The organism is Nocardioides sp. YIM 152315, assembly GCF_029210375.1.
Taxonomy (GTDB): domain Bacteria; phylum Actinomycetota; class Actinomycetes; order Propionibacteriales; family Nocardioidaceae; genus Nocardioides.
This window is the reverse complement of the sequence record NZ_JARGER010000026.1, coordinates 14,888-33,285: the sequence shown is the minus strand read 5'-3', so window position 1 is coordinate 33,285 and position 18,398 is coordinate 14,888. Positions and strand designations below refer to the sequence as shown.

Annotated in this window: 17 protein-coding genes; 6 read left to right on the top strand and 11 right to left on the bottom strand. The window is 71.5% G+C overall.

Annotated elements, in window-relative coordinates; genetic code table 11:
- Nucleotides 1–7: 7 nt before the first annotated feature.
- Nucleotides 8–1,852 (bottom strand): glutamine--fructose-6-phosphate transaminase (isomerizing), encoded by a 1,845-nt coding sequence (gene glmS / locus PZ894_RS08285; protein WP_275744028.1) that lies wholly within the window; start codon nucleotides 1,850–1,852, stop codon nucleotides 8–10.
- A 66-nt stretch (nucleotides 1,853–1,918) separates the two neighbouring features.
- Here glmS and coaA point away from each other — a divergent pair, with 66 nt between their 5' ends.
- A complete protein-coding gene (gene coaA, locus PZ894_RS08280) occupies nucleotides 1,919–2,902 on the top strand; it encodes a type I pantothenate kinase (protein WP_275744027.1) in 984 nt (327 codons plus the stop codon).
- Here the strand turns inward: coaA and PZ894_RS08275 are convergent.
- The 6 genes from PZ894_RS08275 to rplM all read right to left on the bottom strand — a co-directional run bounded on the left by PZ894_RS08275 (nucleotide 2,888) and on the right by rplM (nucleotide 7,716).
- Nucleotides 2,888–3,313, bottom strand: a complete 426-nt coding sequence (locus tag PZ894_RS08275; protein WP_275744026.1) for a hypothetical protein — start codon at nucleotides 3,311–3,313, stop codon at nucleotides 2,888–2,890. The genes coaA and PZ894_RS08275 overlap by 15 nt on opposite strands.
- A 161-nt stretch (nucleotides 3,314–3,474) precedes the next feature.
- Nucleotides 3,475–4,275 (bottom strand): ABC transporter permease, encoded by an 801-nt coding sequence (locus tag PZ894_RS08270; RefSeq protein ID WP_275744025.1) that lies wholly within the window; start codon nucleotides 4,273–4,275, stop codon nucleotides 3,475–3,477.
- Between the two features lie 67 nt (nucleotides 4,276–4,342).
- Nucleotides 4,343–5,248, bottom strand: a complete 906-nt coding sequence (locus PZ894_RS08265; protein WP_275744024.1) for an ATP-binding cassette domain-containing protein — start codon at nucleotides 5,246–5,248, stop codon at nucleotides 4,343–4,345.
- Between the two features lie 2 nt (nucleotides 5,249–5,250).
- The gene (gene glmM, locus PZ894_RS08260; RefSeq protein WP_275744023.1) at nucleotides 5,251–6,597 is read right to left on the bottom strand and encodes a phosphoglucosamine mutase; all 1,347 of its coding nucleotides are present in this window, start codon (nucleotides 6,595–6,597) and stop codon (nucleotides 5,251–5,253) included.
- Nucleotides 6,598–6,721: 124 nt separating this feature from the next.
- A complete protein-coding gene (gene rpsI / locus PZ894_RS08255) occupies nucleotides 6,722–7,219 on the bottom strand; it encodes a 30S ribosomal protein S9 (protein ID WP_275744022.1) in 498 nt (165 codons plus the stop codon).
- Nucleotides 7,220–7,272: 53 nt separating this feature from the next.
- Complete coding sequence (gene rplM, locus PZ894_RS08250) at nucleotides 7,273–7,716, bottom strand: 50S ribosomal protein L13 (RefSeq protein WP_275744021.1); 444 nt, start codon at nucleotides 7,714–7,716, stop codon at nucleotides 7,273–7,275.
- Between the two features lie 280 nt (nucleotides 7,717–7,996).
- Between rplM and PZ894_RS08245 the strand changes: the two genes are divergently transcribed.
- Both PZ894_RS08245 and PZ894_RS08240 read left to right on the top strand, forming a co-directional pair.
- Nucleotides 7,997–9,286 (top strand): citrate synthase, encoded by a 1,290-nt coding sequence (locus tag PZ894_RS08245; RefSeq protein ID WP_275744020.1) that lies wholly within the window; start codon nucleotides 7,997–7,999, stop codon nucleotides 9,284–9,286.
- Nucleotides 9,283–9,891, top strand: a complete 609-nt coding sequence (locus tag PZ894_RS08240) for an HAD family phosphatase (RefSeq protein WP_275744019.1) — start codon at nucleotides 9,283–9,285, stop codon at nucleotides 9,889–9,891. Before PZ894_RS08245 ends, PZ894_RS08240 begins: the two co-directional genes overlap by 4 nt.
- Before the next feature lie 19 nt (nucleotides 9,892–9,910).
- Here PZ894_RS08240 and PZ894_RS08235 read toward each other — a convergent pair whose 3' ends face one another.
- Nucleotides 9,911–11,179 (bottom strand): MFS transporter, encoded by a 1,269-nt coding sequence (locus tag PZ894_RS08235; RefSeq protein ID WP_275744018.1) that lies wholly within the window; start codon nucleotides 11,177–11,179, stop codon nucleotides 9,911–9,913.
- 58 nt (nucleotides 11,180–11,237) lie between these two features.
- On the opposite strand from PZ894_RS08235, the gene PZ894_RS08230 reads away from it, so the two are divergent.
- Both PZ894_RS08230 and PZ894_RS08225 read left to right on the top strand, forming a co-directional pair.
- Nucleotides 11,238–11,759 carry a MarR family transcriptional regulator gene (locus PZ894_RS08230; RefSeq protein ID WP_275744017.1) on the top strand — a complete coding sequence of 174 codons (522 nt, stop codon included), beginning with the start codon at nucleotides 11,238–11,240 and terminating at the stop codon, nucleotides 11,757–11,759.
- A 236-nt stretch (nucleotides 11,760–11,995) separates the two neighbouring features.
- Nucleotides 11,996–13,270: a trypsin-like peptidase domain-containing protein gene (locus PZ894_RS08225; RefSeq protein ID WP_275744016.1), complete on the top strand. Its 1,275-nt coding sequence runs from the start codon at nucleotides 11,996–11,998 to the stop codon at nucleotides 13,268–13,270.
- Between the two features lie 177 nt (nucleotides 13,271–13,447).
- Here the strand turns inward: PZ894_RS08225 and PZ894_RS08220 are convergent, their stop codons facing one another.
- Together PZ894_RS08220 and PZ894_RS08215 are read right to left on the bottom strand one after the other, a co-directional pair.
- On the bottom strand, nucleotides 13,448–14,461 hold the full coding sequence (locus PZ894_RS08220) for a GNAT family N-acetyltransferase (protein WP_275744051.1): 1,014 nt from the start codon (nucleotides 14,459–14,461) through the stop codon (nucleotides 13,448–13,450).
- Nucleotides 14,462–14,466: 5 nt separating this feature from the next.
- Nucleotides 14,467–16,167 carry an ATP-binding cassette domain-containing protein gene (locus PZ894_RS08215; RefSeq protein WP_275744015.1) on the bottom strand — a complete coding sequence of 567 codons (1,701 nt, stop codon included), beginning with the start codon at nucleotides 16,165–16,167 and terminating at the stop codon, nucleotides 14,467–14,469.
- Nucleotides 16,168–16,232: 65 nt separating this feature from the next.
- On the opposite strand from PZ894_RS08215, the gene PZ894_RS08210 reads away from it, so the two are divergent.
- On the top strand, nucleotides 16,233–17,222 hold the full coding sequence (locus tag PZ894_RS08210) for a phosphatase PAP2 family protein (RefSeq protein ID WP_275744014.1): 990 nt from the start codon (nucleotides 16,233–16,235) through the stop codon (nucleotides 17,220–17,222).
- On the opposite strand, the gene mgrA is transcribed toward PZ894_RS08210, so the two are convergent.
- Complete coding sequence (gene mgrA, locus PZ894_RS08205) at nucleotides 17,191–18,234, bottom strand: L-glyceraldehyde 3-phosphate reductase (protein ID WP_275744013.1); 1,044 nt, start codon at nucleotides 18,232–18,234, stop codon at nucleotides 17,191–17,193. The two genes, PZ894_RS08210 and mgrA, sit on opposite strands and share 32 nt — an antisense overlap.
- Between the last annotated feature and the right edge of the window lie 164 nt (nucleotides 18,235–18,398).

The following is an 18,398-nucleotide window of genomic DNA, read 5'->3' as shown; positions in this document are numbered from 1 at the left end:
GCGACTACTACTCCACCGTGACGGACTTGGCCAGGTTGCGCGGCTGGTCGACGTCGTGGCCCATCCGGGTCGCCAGCTCGCAGGCGAAGAGCTGCAGCGGGACGACCGCCACCAGCGGCTGGAGCAGCACCGGCACGCGCGGCAGCCGCACGACGACATCGGCGTACGGCGTGATCGCGTCGTCGCCGTCCTCGACCAGGCAGATCGTGCGGGCTCCGCGGGCCCGCACCTCCTGGATGCCGCTCACCATCTTGTCCCGGAGCTGGTCGCGGCCGGCCGGCGGCACGACGCACAGCACCGGGAGCCCGGACTCCACCAGCGCGATCGGTCCGTGCTTGAGCTCGCCGGCCGCGAAGCCCTCCGCGTGGATGTAGGCGAGCTCCTTGAGCTTCAGTGCCCCCTCCAGGGCCACCGGGTAGCCGGCGTGCCGCCCCAGGAAGAGCACGGACCGCGTGTCCACGTGCTCGCCGGCCATCTCGTAGATGGCGGCGGCGTCGTCGAGCACCCGCTGGATGTGGTCCGGCATGTCCTCGAGCTGCGCCATCACCTCGTCGATCTCGTCGCCGTAGCGGGTGCCCTTCACCTGCGCGAGGTAGAGCGCGAGCAGGTAGCAGGCGACGAGCTGGGTCAGGAACCCCTTCGTCGACGCGACCCCGATCTCCGGACCGGCATGGGTGTAGATCACCGCGTCGGACTCGCGCGGGATAGTCGAGCCGTTGGTGTTGCAGATCGCGAGCACCTTCGCGCGCTGGGTGCGCGCGTGGCGGATCGCCTGCAGGGTGTCGGCGGTCTCGCCGGACTGGCTGATCGCGACCACGAGCGTGGAGTAGTCGACGATCGGATCGCGGTAGCGGAACTCCGATGCGAGCTCGACCTCGACCGGCACCCGGGTCCAGTGCTCGATGGCGTACTTCGCGACCATCCCGGCGTAGAACGACGTGCCGCACGCGATGATGATGACCTTGTCGACGTCGCGCAGCTCCTGGTCGGACAGCCGCATCTCGTCGAGGTGCAGGTGGCCCTGCGGCGTACGACGTCCGAGCAGCGAGTCGGCCACGGCCCGCGGCTGCTCGTGGATCTCCTTGCGCATGAACCAGTCGTGGCCGTCCTTCTCGGCGGCCGACAGGTCCCAGTCCACGTGGTAGCGGTGGCCCTCCGCGGGCGTGCCGTCGAACCCGACCACGGAGACGCCGGACCGGGTGATCGTGACGACCTGGTCCTGGCCGAGCTCGAGCGCCTCGCGCGTGTGCTCGATGAACGCGGCGACGTCCGAGCCGAGGAAGTTCTCCCCGTCGCCGAGCCCGACGACGAGAGGCGAGTTGCGGCGGGCGGCGACGACCCGCGACGGGTCGAGCGCGTCGACGGCCACGAGGGTGAACGCGCCCTCGAGCCGGTTGACGAGCCGGACCATCGCGGTGGTGAGGTCGGTGCCGGCGACGACGTCGGCCTCGAGCAGGTGCGCGGCGACCTCGGTGTCGGTCTCGGAGAGCAGCGTGACGTCGCCGGCCTCGAGCCCGGCGCGCAGCTCCGCGAAGTTCTCGATGATGCCGTTGTGCACGAGCGCCACCCGTCGCGCACCCCCGGTGTGCGGGTGCGCGTTCACGTCGTTGGGTGCGCCGTGGGTGGCCCAGCGGGTGTGCCCGATGCCGACGGTGGCGGCCGGCAGCGGCCGGTCGGCGATCGCCTTCTCGAGGTTGCCGAGCTTGCCGGCGTGCTTGTCGGAGGCGATCGTCGCGTTCGCGACCAGCGCGATCCCGGCCGAGTCGTAGCCGCGGTACTCCAGCCTGCGCAGACCCTCGACGACGACGTCCTGAGCCTGCTTCTCCCCGACGTAGCCGACGATGCCGCACATGGGTGTCACTGTATCCAGCGGACACCCGGGGTCCGGGCGGCCAGGTCGGCTGCAACAATCTCCGGCATGTCTTCCCACGGCGGGCAGCACGGCGCCTCCGACGAGAGCCCGCGGGAGGCGTCGCCGTACATCGAGCTCGACCGCTCCGCCTGGGCGGCGCTGGCCGAGGAGGTGGAGAACCCGCTCACGGCCGACGAGATCCGGCAGCTGCGTGGACTCGGCGACCAGCTCGACCTCGACGAGGTCCAGCAGATCTACCTGCCGGTCTCGCGCCTGCTCAGCCTGTACGTCGAGGCCGCGGGCACGCTGCACCGCCGCCAGGAGGAGTTCCTCCACCAGATCACGCCGCCGCGCACGCCGTTCGTCGTCGGCCTCGCCGGCTCGGTGGCGGTCGGCAAGTCCACGACCGCCCGCGTGCTCCAGCAGATGCTCGCGCACTGGCCGGAGCACCCCAACGTCGCGCTGGTGACCACCGACGGCTTCCTCTACCCCAACGCCGAGCTCGAGCGCCGCGGGCTGCTCCAGCGCAAGGGCTTCCCGGAGTCCTACGACCGCCGGGCGCTCCTGCGCTTCGTCGTCGACATCAAGTCCGGCAAGGACGAGGTGGAGGCGCCGGTCTACTCCCACCTCACCTACGACGTGCTGCCCGGCGAGAAGGTCGTGGTCAAGCGTCCCGACATCGTCATCATCGAGGGCCTCAACGTGCTCCAGCCGGCGCGCACCCGCGACGACGGCCGCACCGGTCTGACGCTGAGCGACTTCTTCGACTTCTCCGTCTACGTCGACGCCGGCACCGGCCACATCCGCGACTGGTACACCGAGCGCTTCCTGCGGCTGCGCGAGACCGCGTTCCGCGACCCGGATTCCTACTTCTCGAAGTACGCCGCGCTCTCGCACGACGAGGCGGTCGCCGAGTCGCAGCGCATCTGGGACACCATCAACGGCCCGAACCTGTCGCAGAACATCCTGCCGACCCGCTCCCGCGCCACGCTCGTGCTGCGCAAGGACCGCGACCACTCGGTGCGCTACGTCCGCCTACGGAAGCTCTAGCGTCACCAGGATGTCGCGGACGCTCTCGTGGGGCAGCGTGCCCTCGTCACCGCTGTCGGCCACGACCACGGCGCGGACGTCGCCGGCCCGGATCATCGCGACCTCGACGCCGGATGCCGCGCACGGCCCCTCCGGGCCCCGCAGCGCGGACCAGCGGTAGGTGGCCGGCGTGCCGTCCGCGAGCACGACCTTCTCGGTCGACGTCCCGGTGGACATCGACGAGGGCCCGCCGACCACCCCCGACACCCATGCGCCGAACGATTGTCCGGTGAAGCCCGCCAGCGCACGGAACGAGCCATCCGGCCGGGACGCGCAGTATCCCTCGTCGAGCAGGGCCGGCCCGTCGACGCGCGCCGGGCCGTAGGAGATCCGCGAGTCGGCGGCGCGCAGCCGCCACCCCTCGCCCGGCACTTCGAAGGACGCCCGACGCCGGGTCGGTGACCACGACCGGGCTCGCGGGGCCGGGCTCGTCGTCGTACGTCGCCCCGACGACCGCCCCCGTCGCCACGACGGCGAGCGCGGCGACCACGCCGAGGGCGGCGGCCGCGCGGGTCCGGGTCATGCGCCGCTTCCTACCCGATGTCGCGGCGCAGCGTCGTCAGTCTCCCCACGCCCGCGAGCACCGCGGCGTAGCCGAGCAGCACCAGCAGGGCCGCCCAGCGCGGCAACAGGTCACCCGACCCGCCGCCCATCTCGCCGATCAGGCTGGCGCCGATGAGCCCGTCGGCGGCCGCACCGGGCAGGAACCTCGCCACCGACGACGTGGCGTCGAAGGCCCCGAGCGCGAGCCGGGCGATCGGCTCCACGAACTGGGTGAACGCCAGCAGCACCACGACCGCCGCCACCTGGTTGGGCAGCACGGCGCCGAACCCGACGCCGATGACCGTCCACAGCGCGGTCACGACGACACCGAGCAGGATGACCGCCAGCACGTCGGGGTCGGTGACGAACGCACCGTCGCCCTTCAGCGCGAGCAGCGGTGCGCTCACCGCGACGAGCGCCGCCATCCCCGCCAGGCCGTAGACGAGGCCGAGCGGGATCGCCACGACCAGCTTGCCGGCGAGCAGGACGGTACGACGCGGCTCGACGAGCAGCGACTGCGTGATCGTCTGGTAGCGGAACTCGGTGGTGATCATCAGGCTACCGATCACCAGCGGGAAGACGTAGCCGATCGCGTTGACCAGCCCGTAGACGCCCGCGGCCGCGTCCGCGCCGCCCGGCATCGTCGTGTCCTGGCCGTCGGGGGCGAAGACGATCGAGAAGGCCAGCACGCCACCCACGAACGCGAGGTAGGCCGCGAGCGCGATCAGCAGCACCCACCACAGGCGGGTGCTGACGAGCTTGCGGTACTCCGCGACCAGGGCCGCCCTCATCCGGGGTCCCCGCGGAGTCGTGGGCTGGAGGAGCGGAGCGGGGGAAGACCGCGACTTCGTGGGGTGGTCATCGCACACCGCCCGTCAGCCGCAGGAAGACGTCCTCGAGACCCACACCTCGACTGACGAGCTGGTGCAGCTCGATGCCGGCGGCGTACGCCGCGGCGCCGATCTCGGCGGCCGGGACCCCGGCGACCACGAGGCCGGCGCCGTCGGCCCGGCGCGACCAGCCGCGGTCGTCGCAGAGCCCGGCGAGCGCTCCGGCCGCGGGCGACTCGACGTAGGTCTCCGGCGTCGCCAGTGCACCGAGGTCGGCGAGCGAGGAGGCGTGCACGAGGCGGCCGTGGGCGATGATCACCACGTCGTCGACGGTGTGCTGCACCTCCGAGAGCACGTGGCTGGAGATCAGCACCGTGCGGCCCTCGGCGGCGAAGGCACGCAGCAGGCCTCGCATCCACCGGATCCCCTCGGGGTCGAGACCGTTCGCCGGCTCGTCGAGCACGACCGCCGGAGGGTCGGCGAGCAGCGCGGTCGCGAGGCCGAGCCGCTGCCGCATGCCCATGGAGTAGCCGCCGACCCGGCGCTCGGCGGCCGGACCGAGCCCCACGAAGTCGATCAGCTCGCGGCAGCGCCGGTTCGAGGCTCCCACCTGCGCGGCGAACACCTCGAGATGGCCGAGGCCGGTGCGGCCGGGGTGGAACGACGAGGCCTCGAGCGCAGCCCCGACGACCCGTGCGGGCCGCTCGTGCTCGGCGTACGGCAGGCCGTCGACGAGCGCGCGGCCCGCGGTCGGCCGGGTGAGCCCCAGCAGCATCCGCAGCGTGGTGGTCTTGCCCGCCCCGTTGGGTCCGAGGAAGCCGGTGACCGCGCCCGGCCGCACGGAGAACGTGAGGTCGTCGACGGCACGCACGGAGCCGAAGCTCTTGCCGAGGCCCTCGACGGCGAGCACCGGGGCGTCCCTCGTGGGACCCATGCCTACAGGCTGAGCTCGCGCTTGACGACGTCGGCGAGCCGTTCGGCGACGGCACGGGCCTCCTCGGCCGTCGCGGCCTCGACCATCACCCGCACCAGGGCCTCGGTGCCCGACGGGCGCAGCAGGATCCGGCCGGTGTCGCCCAGCGCGGCCTCCTCCTCGGCGACCGCGGCGGCGACCACCGGGTCGTCGTCGGCGCGCGCCTTGTCGACATCGGGGACGTTGACGAGCACCTGCGGCAGCCGCGTCACCACGGACGCGAGGTCCTGGAGGGTGCGGCCTGTGCCGGCCATCCGCTCCAGCACGTGCAGCGCGGTGAGCACGCCGTCGCCGGTCGTGGCGTGCTCGCTCATGATCACGTGCCCCGACTGCTCGCCCCCGAGGCCGTAGCCGGACACCCGCATGGCCTCGAGCACGTAGCGGTCGCCGACCTTGGTCTGGCGCACCCCGATGCCGGCGGCCCTCATGGCCTGCACGAAGCCGAGGTTGCTCATCACGGTGGCGACGACGGTGTTCTTGGGCAGGTGTCCGGACTCGGCCATGCCGAGCGCGAGGATCGCCAGGATCTGGTCGCCGTCGACGTCGGTGCCCTCGTGGTCGACGGCCAGGCAGCGGTCGGCATCGCCGTCGAGCGCGAACCCGGCGTCCGCACCGTGCTCGATCACGGCGGCGCGGAGCACCTCCAGATGTGTGGAGCCGCAGCCGTCGTTGATGTTGAGGCCGTCCGGCTCGGCGTTGATCGCGATGACCTCGGCGCCGGCCGCGCGCAGCGCCGCCGGGCCGGCCTCGTACGCCGCGCCGTGGGCGCAGTCGAGCACGACCTTGATCCCGGCGAGCGGCTCGGCGATCGTGCCGACCAGGTGGGCGACGTACTCGTCGACGGGCGTGGCGTACGGCGTGACGCGGCCCACCGCGCCACCGAGGGGCCGTGCCCACGCCTGGTCGAGGTGCTGCTCGATCTCCCGCTCCACGGCGTCGTCGAGCTTGACGCCACCGCTGGCGAGGAACTTGATGCCGTTGTCGGGCATCGGGTTGTGCGACGCGCTGATGACGACGCCGAGGTCGGCGCCGAGCGCCTGGGTCAGGTAGGCGACCGCCGGCGTGGGCAGCACCCGGAGTCGGAGGACGTCGACTCCGGCCGACGCGAGGCCGGCCACGACGGCATGCTCGAGGAACTGCCCGGAGACACGCGTGTCCCGGCCCACGACGGCGAGCGGGCGATGGCCCTCGAACTCGCCCCGGGAGGCCAGGACACGAGCGGCGGCGACGGACAGGTCCAGGGCCAGCTCCGCGGTCAGTTGACCGTTGGCCAGGCCCCGGACCCCGTCCGTGCCGAAGATTCTCGTCATGACGGCAACCTTCTGGGACGCGCGCCGGAGTGCCTCGCAAGGCGGAGCCGCGAAGGCGACCGTCGAGCGAAGCGGGTCGTCGAGCGGCGACAACGCCGCGAGGTGCCCGGCACGCGTTCCAGAATCAGCGCTTCGAGTACTGCGGGGCCTTACGGGCCTTCTTCAGACCGGCCTTCTTGCGCTCGATGACGCGGGCGTCACGGGTGAGCATGCCGGCCTTCTTCAGGGTCGGGCGGTTGGCGTCGACGTCGACCGCGTTCAGGGCGCGGGCCACGCCCAGGCGCAGCGCGCCGGCCTGGCCGGTGATGCCGCCGCCGTGGATGCGGGCGATGACGTCGAAGCGACCCTCGAGCTGCAGCGCGGCGAACGGCTCGTTCACGACCTGCTGGTGCAGCTTGTTGGGGAAGTAGGAGTCGAGCGCCCGGCCGTTGATCGTCCACTGGCCGGTGCCGGGGACGATGCGGACGCGGGCGACGGCCTCCTTGCGGCGGCCGGTGGCCGCGGCGGGGGCGATGGTCGCCGGACGCTCGGGGGCGTCGGCGGACGGTGCGCTCTCGGAGCTGTAGGCGATGCCCTGCTCGTTGGTCTCGTAGGTCTCCTCGACCTCGGTGGTGTCAGCCACGATGAAAGTTCCTCACTCAGACTTCTCGACGCTCTGCTCGAGAGGGGGGACGATTACTGGGAGATCTGCTTGATCTCGAACGGAGTGGCCTTCTGGGCCTGGTGCGGGTGGTTGGGCCCGGAGTAGACCTTCAGCTTCTTCAGCATCTGACGGCCGAGCTTGTTCTTCGGGAGCATGCCCCACACGGCCTTCTCGATGGCCTTGCGGGCGTCCTTCTCGAGGACCTCGCCGATCGGGGTGGCCGAGAGACCGCCCGGGTAGCCCGAGTGGCGGTAGGCCAGCTTCGTGGTCTTCTTCGTGCCGGAGAGGGCGACCTTCTCGGCGTTGACGATGATGACGAAGTCACCGGTGTCGGCGTTCGGGGCGAAGATCGGCTTGTGCTTGCCGCGCAGGAGGTTGGCGGTCTGGGCGGCGAGCTTGCCGAGGACGATGTCGGTGGCGTCGATGACGAGCCACTCCCGGGTGACGTCACCGGGCTTCGGGGCGTACGTGCGCACGGAGGAACTTCCTTCGTTCGTGGTGGACCCGCGGGACCCAGTCGTCCCGGGGCGGTGGAGCCACGCCCTCTGACGAACACTGCCCGACATCCCCCTCGCAAGGACGGGGCACCGGGTCTGCACCTGGACTCCGTGGGGTGTCCGGGCGCGGCAGGAGGCGCGACTGACAAGAGTACGGGCGCCAAACCTGCGGTGTCGAATCCGGGCTGACGGAAACATCACAGCGTCTTCCGCGGACACCGGGTTCGCACCCCGCCACGCCGCCGACTAGGTTGGGCGGGTGACTGATTCTCTCACCGTCCGCGACAACCGCACCGGACAGGAGTACGAGGTCCCGATCTCCGACGGCGCCATCAAGGCCGCCGATCTGGGCCAGATCAAGGCCGGAGACGACACCCCGGGCCTCGCGGTCTACGACCCCGGCTTCGTGAACACCGCGTCGTGCCGCAGCTCCGTCACCTACATCGACGGGGAGAAGGGGGTCCTGGAGTACCGCGGCTACCCGATCGAGCAGCTCGCGGAGAAGTCGAGCTTCCTCGAGGTGGCCTACCTCCTCATCCACGGCTCGCTGCCGAGCAAGGCCGAGTACGACGCGTGGGTGCACGAGATCACCTACCACACGTTCGTCCACGAGAACGTCAAGTCGTTCATGCAGGGCTTCCGCTACGACGCGCACCCGATGGGGATGCTGATGGCGTCGGTGGGGGCCCTCTCGACGTTCTACCCCGACGCGCGCAACATCAGCGACGCGGAGAACCGCCACATCCAGATGGTCCGGATGATCGCCAAGATGCCGACGCTGGGCGCCTGGGCGTTCCGCCACGCGCAGGGCAAGCCGTACGTCTACCCGGACAACGACCTCGGCTACACGGCCAACTTCCTCTCGATGCTGTTCAAGATGAGCGAGTCGCGGTTCGAGGCCGACGAGCGCCTGGTCAAGGCCCTCGACGTGCTGTTCATCCTGCACGCCGACCACGAGCAGAACTGCTCGACCAACGCGGTGCGCTCGGTGGGCTCCTCGCAGGTCGACCCCTACTCCGCCGTGGCGGCCGGCATCGGCGCGCTCTACGGCCCCCTGCACGGCGGTGCCAACGAGGCCGTCCTCCGAATGCTCAAGCGCATCGGCAGCAAGGAGAACATCCCGGACTTCATCAAGGGCGTGAAGGACGGCAACGAGCGGCTGATGGGCTTCGGTCACCGGGTCTACAAGAACTACGACCCGCGCGCGACGATCATCAAGAAGGCCTGCGACGACGTCTTCGAGGTCACCGGGGTCAACCCGCTGCTCGAGATCGCCCAGGAGCTCGAGAAGATCGCGCTCGAGGACGACTACTTCGTCAAGCGCAAGCTCTACCCCAACGTGGACTTCTACTCCGGCCTGATCTACGAGGCGTTCCAGTTCCCGCCGGAGATGTTCACCGTCCTGTTCGCGATCGGCCGCACGCCCGGCTGGCTCGCCCAGTGGTCCGAGCTGGTGCAGGACAAGGAGCAGAAGATCGCGCGGCCCAAGCAGATCTACACCGGCGACCGGGGACTCGACTTCACGCCCGCCGCCGAGCGCTGGGCATGAGCCCCGCCGGGGTCGTCTTCGACCTCGGCAACGTGCTCATCGACTGGGACCCGGCCGCAGCGGTGGCGGCCGGCCTCGGGTCCGACGAGGCACGCCGGTTCCTCGAGGCCGCGGACTTCGACTTCATGGCCTGGAACCATCTCCAGGACGCCGGCCGCCGCTGGGCCGACGGGATGGCGGAGGTACGCCGTACCCACCCGCACTGGGTGTCCCACGCCGAGGCCTACCTCGCCCACTTCCCCACCTCGCTCGCCGAGGTGCCCGGCACGATCGCGATCGTGCGCGACCTCCACGAGGCGGGCGTCCCGCTCTTCGGCCTGACCAACTGGTCCGACGAGCTCTTCCCGGTCGCCCGGGAGCGCTTCGAGGTCCTGCAGCTGCTCGACGACGTCATCGTCTCGGGCGCGATCAAGGCGGCCAAGCCCGACCGGCGTGCCTACGAGGCCGTCGCCGAGCGCAGCGGCCTCCCGCTCGACCGGCTCGTCTTCGTCGACGACAAGCAGTCGAACGTCGACGCAGCGGCCGCGCTGGGCATGGACGGCATCCTCTTCACCGGCGCCGAGGGCCTGCGCGCCGCGCTGCTCGAGCGCGGGCTGCCGGCCTGACCGTCGCCGGACGGAGCGCTCACACGGGAGCGGGCGCAGTCTCCGGAGTGCCCGACCCGGGGTCGGCGGACCGGACCGGGTCCTCGCGCCGCGCCAGGTGGCGGACGTCGGAGGAGACGAGCGACAGCAGGGCGGACCCACCCATCACGCAGCCGACGACGACCAGCCAGGCGTCGAGACCGACCGCGGTCGCGATCGGCCCCGTCATCGCCAAGCCGAGGGGGCGCGCGACGAAGGAGCCGACGATGTCGAAGGAGTAGACGCGGGCGAGCTTCTCGGGGTCGACGTTCTGCTGGATCGAGAGGTCCCAGAACACGTCGAAGATCTGCAGGCCGAAGCCGTGCAGGAACGCACCGAGCAGCACCGGCCACAGCTGGTCGGAGAGCGCCATCGCGAGCGGGAACAGCGCCGTCAGGCTCAGCAGCACCGTGCCGACGAAGAGGCTGCGGCGCGGCCTCCAGCGCAGGCACACCAGGCCGCCGACGACAAAGCCGGCCATCAGCGTGCCCATCGCGACGCCCCACGCCGACCGCCCGAACCCGTCGCCGACGACGATCGGCCCGAGCACGCTCTGCGCGCCGCCGTAGAAGAGGTGGTAGAGCAGCGCCTGCCCGATCAGCAGCCAGAGCCAGGCGTGCGCGAAGACCTCGCGGGCGCCCTCGCCGAGGTCGGCGAGCATCGAGCGCCGCTCGCCCTCCGGGGCCTTCTGCTCCACCCGCAGGCGGGAGAAGCAGAACGCAGCCACGGCGTAGGTCGCCGCGTCGATGCCGATCGCCCAGCCCGACCCGACGAGTGCGACGAGGACACCGCCGACGACGTACCCGATCGTGCTGGCGGAGGTCTGGAGCAGCGCCCGGAGCGCGACCGCCGAGCCGAGCACGTCCGTCGGCACCGTCTCGCGCGTCATCGCCCGGGAGGCGGGCTGGCTGAGCGCGGCGAGGCAGCCGTCGAGCGTGCCGACCACCGCCAGCATCGGGATCGTCGCCCAGCCGCCGACGAGCGACGCGGCGATGAAGCCGATGGCCAGGGCACTGCCTGCCGAGGACCCCTCCATCATCAGCTTGCGCGGCAGCCGGTCGCCGAGCACGCCGCCGAACAGCGTGGTGACGACCTGGGCCAGCGCGAAGGACGCCACGACCAGGCCGAGGTCGGAGGCCGAGCCGCCCAGGTCGAGGACCGCGAACGCGAGCGCGATCGGGGTGATCGCGTTGCCGAGGGAGCTCGTCGCCGTGCCGGTGACGAGCAGGCGGAAGTCCCGGTGGCGGAGCGCGGCGAGGTCGGTACCCACGATCCGCAGAATACTTCGCTACCAAATTATTCGCTACCTAATTGAGTAGGATCGGCTCATGCCGCAGGAGAGCGAGGACTGGGCCGACCGGCACGTGGCGCGATGGCGGGACCACTGGGTCGACGTGACGTTCGAGGACGACGTCGAGGCGATCGTGGTGCGCATCGACCGCCTCAAGCGCTACTTCCGGCTGTCCACGCAGCAGGTGCTCTCCGAGCTCGGCCTCCAGGACTTCGAGTACGAGACCCTGCACCACCTGATGATCCGGGACACCCCGGGGAGCGCCAGCCCCTCGACGCTCGCGGCCGACCTCGGCATCAGCAACGCCGGCATGACCGGCCGGCTGGACGCCCTCGAGAGGGCCGGCTGGATCCAACGCCACGCCGACCCCGACGACCGACGGCGGGTGGCCGTCGAGGTCACCCGCAGCGGGGCGACGGCCTGGCGCCGCGCGATGGACCTCCGAGGCCGGGCCGAGGACGAGGTCGTGCACGCCCTGGATGCCGACGAACGAGCGACGCTGGCCGCCCTGCTGAAGAAGATGACGCTCGCGACCGAGGCGCTCGACCGGGCGGACTGAGACGGGTTGTTCCAAGGGGTCGCGCCCGCGAGCGGCGCTCAGCGCCGCGCTGGCAAGGCGCGGGAGCGACGTCGTACTTTCCCGTCCTACGAGCGACCGCAACGCAGCCAGCGTGGATGCTGAGCGTCGCGCAGCGTGCGACCCCTTGGAACGAGTCGTCTGAGCCCGCTCGGGTTCTTCGTGGGCGTCCAGCGACGTCTCAGGCTCGTCACAGGCAGCACCCACACAGTGGAGGCATGTCCGACGACCAGCCGACCGGCCCGCAGACTCCGCAGAACCCGTACTTCTCCTACCCCTCCCCCCAGGGGCCGCCCCCCGAGGGCCCGCCGGAGAGCCCGTACGCCGCGCAGCCGACCGAGCAGACGACGACGCTGCCCGTCCAGCGGCGCCCGCGGCGGGCCGGCCTGGCCGCGGCCGTCGTCGCGACCGCGCTCGTCGTCGGCGGCGGTGCCGGGATCGGCGGCGCCGCGGCGTGGAGCGCGCTCGACGACGACAGCGGCTCGATCGGCGGCAGCAGCGCCGACCCGCGCACCTCGCAGGTCGTCGACACCCCCGACTCGCCCGCCGCCGACGGCTCCGTCGAGCAGGTGGCGGCGAAGGTGCTCCCGTCGGTCGTCAAGATCGACGTGAGCGGCAGCCAGGGCCAGGGCTCCGGGTCGGGCATCATCCTCAGCTCCGACGGCGAGATCCTCACCAACAACCACGTCGCGTCGATCGCCGGAGACGGCGGCTCGATGACCGTCTTCCTCAACGACGGCTCCTCCGCCAAGGCCTCGATCGTCGGGTCCGACCCGCTCACCGACACCGCGGTCATCAAGGCCGAGGACGTCTCGGGCCTGACCCCGGCGACCATCGGCAAGTCCGGCGACCTCGAGGTCGGCGAGGGAGTGGTGGCGATCGGCTCGCCGTTCGGTCTCGACTCCACCGTCACGAGCGGCATCGTGAGCGCGCTGGACCGCCCGGTCGACGTCGGCAGCGACGGCGAGGGCAACAGCACGACCTACCCCGCCATCCAGACCGACGCGGCGATCAACCCCGGCAACAGCGGCGGCCCGCTCGTCGACATGGACGGCAACGTCGTCGGCATCAACTCCTCGATCCGCACGACCAGCTCCTCCCAGGGCGAGGCCGGGTCGATCGGCCTCGGCTTCGCGATCCCGATGGACGAGGTGCTGCCGATCGTCGAGCAGATGCGCGACGGCGACGCCCCGACCCACGCGCGGCTCGGCATCTCGGTGACCGACGCCGCGAACCAGGACGGAGGCGAGGTCGTCCAGGGCGCCGCGGTGATGGAGGTGATCGGCGACTCGACCGCCGACGAGGCCGGCATCGCCAAGGGCGACGTCATCACCAAGGTCGACGACCACGTGATCACCGGTGCCGACTCGCTGGTGGCGACCATCCGCTCCTACCGTCCGGGCGACGACGTCGCCGTCACCTACACCCGCGACGGCGACGACAAGACCGCGACGCTCACGCTCGACTCGGACGCCGACGCGTCCAGCTCCTGATCCACCGACTCCCCTCCCAGGCCCGAGACTTCGGGAGGGGCCGAGGGCCCCACCGGCCAGCAGGTCCGTCTCCCGTCAGCCGGTGGGGCCCTTCTCCTTGCTCCGACGCCGGGGGGCGTCGACCTCGCCGACATCCTGGGCGTCGAGCTCTGGCGCGCGGGCTCGACGGGCCGCAGCTCACGGGCGCTTCTGGAACTCACCGAGGCGGGCGACCGGGACGAACCCCAGCCGCTCGTTGACCCCGATCATGTGCCGGTTGACCTCGGCGTTGTACGTCGTGAGCACGGCGATGTCCGGAGCCTCGGACTGCAGCAGCCGCAGGTTCGCGACCTTCACCGCCAGGCCGAGCCGGCGGCCTCGGGCGTCGCGGCGTACCAGCGTCCCCCACTGGTAGGCCCGGCCCGGCTCGTGGATCGTGGCCGCGATGTCGGTGAAGGCGACCAGGTCGCCGGTGGGGTCGAGCGCGACGGTGTTGTACTTGGTGCGCCCCTGGCGGGCGAGCACGGCCTCGTTCTCGCGCACCAGGGCGGGGTCGGGCGACTCGGCCTCGACCTCGAGCTCACCGGTGGGCGCCTCGATCGCCAGCGAGGCGACCATCCGCGCCCAGCCGTCCAGCAGGTCGTCGGGCACCGGACCGACGAAGGAGCGCAGCCGGTAGCCGGTGTGCCGCTCGGCCGCCTCGGCCGTCAGCGCGTCGAGGATCGCGTCGTCGACCGGGAGCGCGAGGGTGCGCTTCACGTCGCCGAGCGCCAGCTCGAAGCCGCGTGCCCTGGCGAACTCCGCACCCGGCTCACCGGCGCCCGACGCGCCTGCGTCGTAGCGCCACGCGGTCTCGCCCACCAGGATCGACCGGCCGCGTTCGCGGGCCACCCGGTCGAGGTGCTCGAGCATCGCCGTGCCGTGGCCGCGGCGGCGGTGGGCGGGGGCCGTCTGGATCATCAGCTCGGCGCGCTCGACGTTGTCGAGCAGCGGAGTCCGGATCCATCCCGCCGACACGACCTCGCCGTCGACGACCCCGGCGTAGCCCCTGATCCAGTGCTTCGCGACCGTGGCCTGCAGGAGGGCGCGGACCTCCTCGAGCTGCCAGGGCGCGGCCACCCCCTCGCCGGCCGCGAGCTCCGCCTCGAGGTAGACCGCGTGCCACGGGTCCAGCAGCTGCGCGTCGAACGGGTCGACCTCGACGATCTCCATGCCGCTCACCGGACCCGCTCCACGCGGGTCTCGTCCCAGACCGGCTCGTCGGACTCGTAGACACCGCCGTCCGCGCCGTACACGAGGAACCGGTCGAAGCCGCGGGCGAACCAGCGGTCATGGGTCACGGCGAGCACGGTGCCCTCGAAGGCGGCGAGACCGTCCTCGAGCGCCTCGGCCGACTGGACGTCGAGGTTGTCGGTCGGCTCGTCGAGCAGCAGCAGCGTCGCGCCGGAGAGCTCGAGGAGCAGGATCTGGAAGCGCGCCTGCTGTCCGCCGCTCAGCGACTCGAACCGCTGGTCGGCCGCGTGGCTGAGCTCGTAGCGGTCGAGCACGCGGCTGGCCTGCTCGCGGCCCATGCCGGCCCGGCCCCGTCCGTCCGGCTGGGCGTCGCCGCGGTGCAGGATCTCCAGAAGCGTCCGGCCCACCAGCTCCGGGTGCTCGTGGGTCTGCACGAACCAACCCGGGCGCACCCGGGCACCGAGGCGGGCCATCCCGCGGTGCTGCACCGGCTCGATGACGACGTCGCCGACCGGCTCGTGCTCCTTGTCGGGCCGCGTGCCACCCGCGGCGAGCAGACGCAGGAAGTGCGACTTGCCCGAGCCGTTGGAGCCGAGGACCGCGACCCGCTCGCCGTACCAGACCTCGAGGTCGAAGGGCCGCATCAGGCCGGTGAGCTCGAGATGCTCGCAGACGACGGCGCGCTTGCCGGTGCGGCCGCCCTTCAGGCGCATCCTCACCTGCTGCTCGCGCGGCTGCTCGATCGGCGGCCCGGCCTCCTCGAACTTCCGCAGCCGGGTCTGCGCCGCCTTGTACTGGCTGGCCAGGCCGTCGTTGTACGACGCCTTCTGCTTGTACATCAGCACCAGCGCCTTGAGCTTGGCGTGCTCCTCGTCCCAGCGGCGGCGCATCTCCTCGAAGCGGAGGAACCGGTCGCGCCGGGCGTCGTGGTAGGACGCGAACCCACCGGGGTGGGTCCAGACGAGGTTGCCGGCCGAGCCGAGCTCGACGGTCACCACCCTGGTCGCGGTGTTGTCGAGCAGCTCGCGGTCGTGGCTGATCATCAGGATCGTCTTGTCGGACTCGCGGATCCGCCCCTCGAGCCAGATCTTGCCGGGCACGTCGAGGAAGTTGTCGGGCTCGTCGAGCAGCAGCACCTCGTCGGGACCGCGCAGGAGGTACTCCAGCACCAGCCGCTTCTGCTCGCCCCCGGAGAGCGTGCGCAGCTCGCGGTACTGCGCGCGGTCGTACGGCACCCCGAGCCCGGCCATGGTGCAGACGTCCCACGTGACCTCGAGGTCGTAGCCCCCGGCGTCGGCGTACTCGGCGAGCGCGGCGGCGTAGCGCATCTGCGTCTTCTCGTCGTCGACGTCCATCAGGGCCCGCTCGCAGGAGTCGACCTCGTCGGCGGCCGCGCGGATCCGGGCGGGCGCGACGCTGCGCAGCAGGTCGGCGACCGTCGGCTCGGCGCCCAGGTCGGCGCTCACCATCTGGCGCATCACGCCGAGCCCACCCGAGCGGGTCACGACGCCCGCGTGCGGCGTCAGGTCGCCGGTGATGATGCGCAGGAGCGTCGTCTTGCCGGCTCCGTTGGCGCCGACCAGCGCCACCTTGGCGCCCTCGCCGACGCGGAAGGACACGTCGTCGAGCAGCACCCGCCCGTCCGGCAGCTCGTATCGCACCCCTGCCACGTCCACGTGTCCCACGTCGGAGGATTGTCCGTCATCCGCGCCCCGGTGGCACGGTGTTTTCGGCCCCCTAGACTTCCGGCATGGCGCGGGGAGCAGACGAGATCGATCACGTCAGCCTCCGCTTCCGTCCGATCCCCTACCCCGGCACCCGCCGGAGCGTCCGGGCGATCGCGATGGCGGCGTACGCCGCGGCCCTCGCGACGTGGTCGCTGACCCTCGGGATCCCCAACGACACCGTCCAGGTCTTCCTGTGGCTGTGGGTCGGCACGATCGCCTGGAACATCGAGGCGCGGCCGCGCTACCACCTGAACTTCCTCAAGGACTGGTGGCTGCCGGTCGTCGGGCTGGTCATCTACTTCTACAGCCGTGGTCTCACCGACGAGCTCGGGCTGCCCGTCCACGTCTACCCGCCGATCCACTTCGACGAATGGATCGGCGGCGGCACCACGCCGACCGAGCGGCTGCAGGACGCGTGGTGCGGCGACCCCTGCCTCAAGACGAGCGAGCCGCGCTGGTACGACCTCTTCTTCACGACCGTCTACGCCACGCACTTCCTCACGGGCCTGACGATCGCTGCCGTGCTGTGGGTCCGCAATCGGCCGGCGTGGATCGCCTGGATGCGCCGCTACCTGGCGATCAACTTCGGCGCCCTCGCGGTCTACATCCTCTACCCCATGGCGCCGCCGTGGATGGCCTCGGAGGAGGGCTGGCTCGACGCCGACGTCACCCGGATCACCGGGAGGGGCTGGTCGGACATCGGCCTGGACCGCGTCGACCTAATCCTGCACGGTGTCGGCAACCCGGTCGCCGCGATGCCGTCGCTGCACGCCGGCATCACGTTCCTCATCGCGGCGTACGGCATCCAGCGGCTCCGGTCTCCCTGGCGCTGGCTGCTCGCGCTCTACCCGCTCGCGATGTCCACGGCGCTCGTCTACTACGCCGAGCACTACGTGATCGACGTGATCGCGGGCGCGCTGCTCGCCGGACTGGTGCTGGTCGGGTGTCAGCTGTGGGAGAACTCCCGCGGCCGGGGCAAGCTCACTCCGACGAGTGGGTCGCCCACAGGTTGATGCCCGCCTCGACGGCGTCCTCGTCGATGAGCCGCAGCTCCTCGTCACTGAGCGGCGGGAACGCCAGGGCGTCGAGGTTGGTGTCCAGCTGCTCGACGGAGCTGGCGCCGATCACGGCCGAGGTGACCCGGGAGTCGCGCAGGGTCCACTGCAGCGCGAGCTGGGCGAGCTTCTGGCCACGACCTCGCGCGATCTCGTCGAGCCGGCGCACGTGGCGCAGTGTCGCCTCGTCGAGGTGGCTCTCGCCGATCGTCGACCCCTCCCGCGCGGCGCGCGAGTCGGCCGGGACGCCGTCGAGGTAGCGATCGGTGAGCAGGCCCTGGGCGAGCGCGGTGAAGACGATGCAGCCCATTCCCTGCGCCTCGAGCTCGTCGAGCAGGTCCTCCTCGATCCAGCGGTTCAGCATGGAGTAGGACGGCTGGTGGATCAGCAACGGCGTGCCGAGCTCGCGGGCGATCGAGGCCGCCTCGCGGGTCTGCGCGGCGGAGTACGACGAGATGCCGACGTACAGCGCCTTGCCCTGGCGCACGGCGTGGTCCAGCGCCCCCATCGTCTCCTCGAGCGGTGTCTCCGGGTCGAAGCGGTGGCTGTAGAAGATGTCGACGTAGTCGAGCCCCATCCGGGTCAGCGACTGGTCGAGCGACGCGAGCAGGTACTTCCGCGACCCGCCGCCCTCACCGTACGGGCCCGGCCACATGTCGTAGCCCGCCTTGGTCGAGATGACGAGCTCGTCGCGGTAGGGCCGGAGATCGTCGGCGAGGTAGCGGCCGAAGTTCTCCTCCGCGCGGCCGTACGGCGGGCCGTAGTTGTTCGCCAGGTCGAAGTGCGTCACCCCGCGGTCGAACGCCCGCCGCAGGATCGCCCGCTGCGTCTCCTCGGGCCGGTCGGTCCCGAAGTTCTGCCACAGACCCAGCGAGATCGCCGGCAGCTTCAGCCCGCTGCGCCCCGTGTAGCGGTACTGCGTCCCCGTCGCGTCGGTGTCATAGCGGCCTGCGGCTGCCTCATAGCTCATGCCCCGATCCTGCCCTGTCACTGGTCGAGCTCCGAAGCCACCTCGACGAAATGCTGCCCGCAGGGACGACGCCGACCTGCGGTCGGGACACACGGTGGTTGAGGAAGGCGCCCCTGAGCGCCGCGCCCGGTGGTTGAGGAAGGCGCCCTGGCGCCTGTCTCGAA

Bases quoted from the DNA above. Each gene is read 5' to 3' on its own strand.
- PZ894_RS08240 (WP_275744019.1), top strand. From the start codon at position 9,283: ATGAGCCCCGCCGGGGTCGTCTTCGACCTCGGCAACGTGCTCATCGAC.
- PZ894_RS08210 (WP_275744014.1), top strand. From the start codon at position 16,233: ATGGCGCGGGGAGCAGACGAGATCGATCACGTCAGCCTCCGCTTCCGT.
- PZ894_RS08225 (WP_275744016.1), top strand. From the start codon at position 11,996: ATGTCCGACGACCAGCCGACCGGCCCGCAGACTCCGCAGAACCCGTAC.
- coaA (WP_275744027.1), top strand. From the start codon at position 1,919: ATGTCTTCCCACGGCGGGCAGCACGGCGCCTCCGACGAGAGCCCGCGG.
- glmS (WP_275744028.1), bottom strand. From the start codon at position 1,852: ATGTGCGGCATCGTCGGCTACGTCGGGGAGAAGCAGGCTCAGGACGTC.
- glmM (WP_275744023.1), bottom strand. From the start codon at position 6,597: ATGACGAGAATCTTCGGCACGGACGGGGTCCGGGGCCTGGCCAACGGT.
- mgrA (WP_275744013.1), bottom strand. From the start codon at position 18,234: ATGAGCTATGAGGCAGCCGCAGGCCGCTATGACACCGACGCGACGGGG.
- PZ894_RS08265 (WP_275744024.1), bottom strand. From the start codon at position 5,248: ATGGGTCCCACGAGGGACGCCCCGGTGCTCGCCGTCGAGGGCCTCGGC.
- PZ894_RS08270 (WP_275744025.1), bottom strand. From the start codon at position 4,275: ATGAGGGCGGCCCTGGTCGCGGAGTACCGCAAGCTCGTCAGCACCCGC.
- PZ894_RS08230 (WP_275744017.1), top strand. From the start codon at position 11,238: ATGCCGCAGGAGAGCGAGGACTGGGCCGACCGGCACGTGGCGCGATGG.
- PZ894_RS08220 (WP_275744051.1), bottom strand. From the start codon at position 14,461: ATGGAGATCGTCGAGGTCGACCCGTTCGACGCGCAGCTGCTGGACCCG.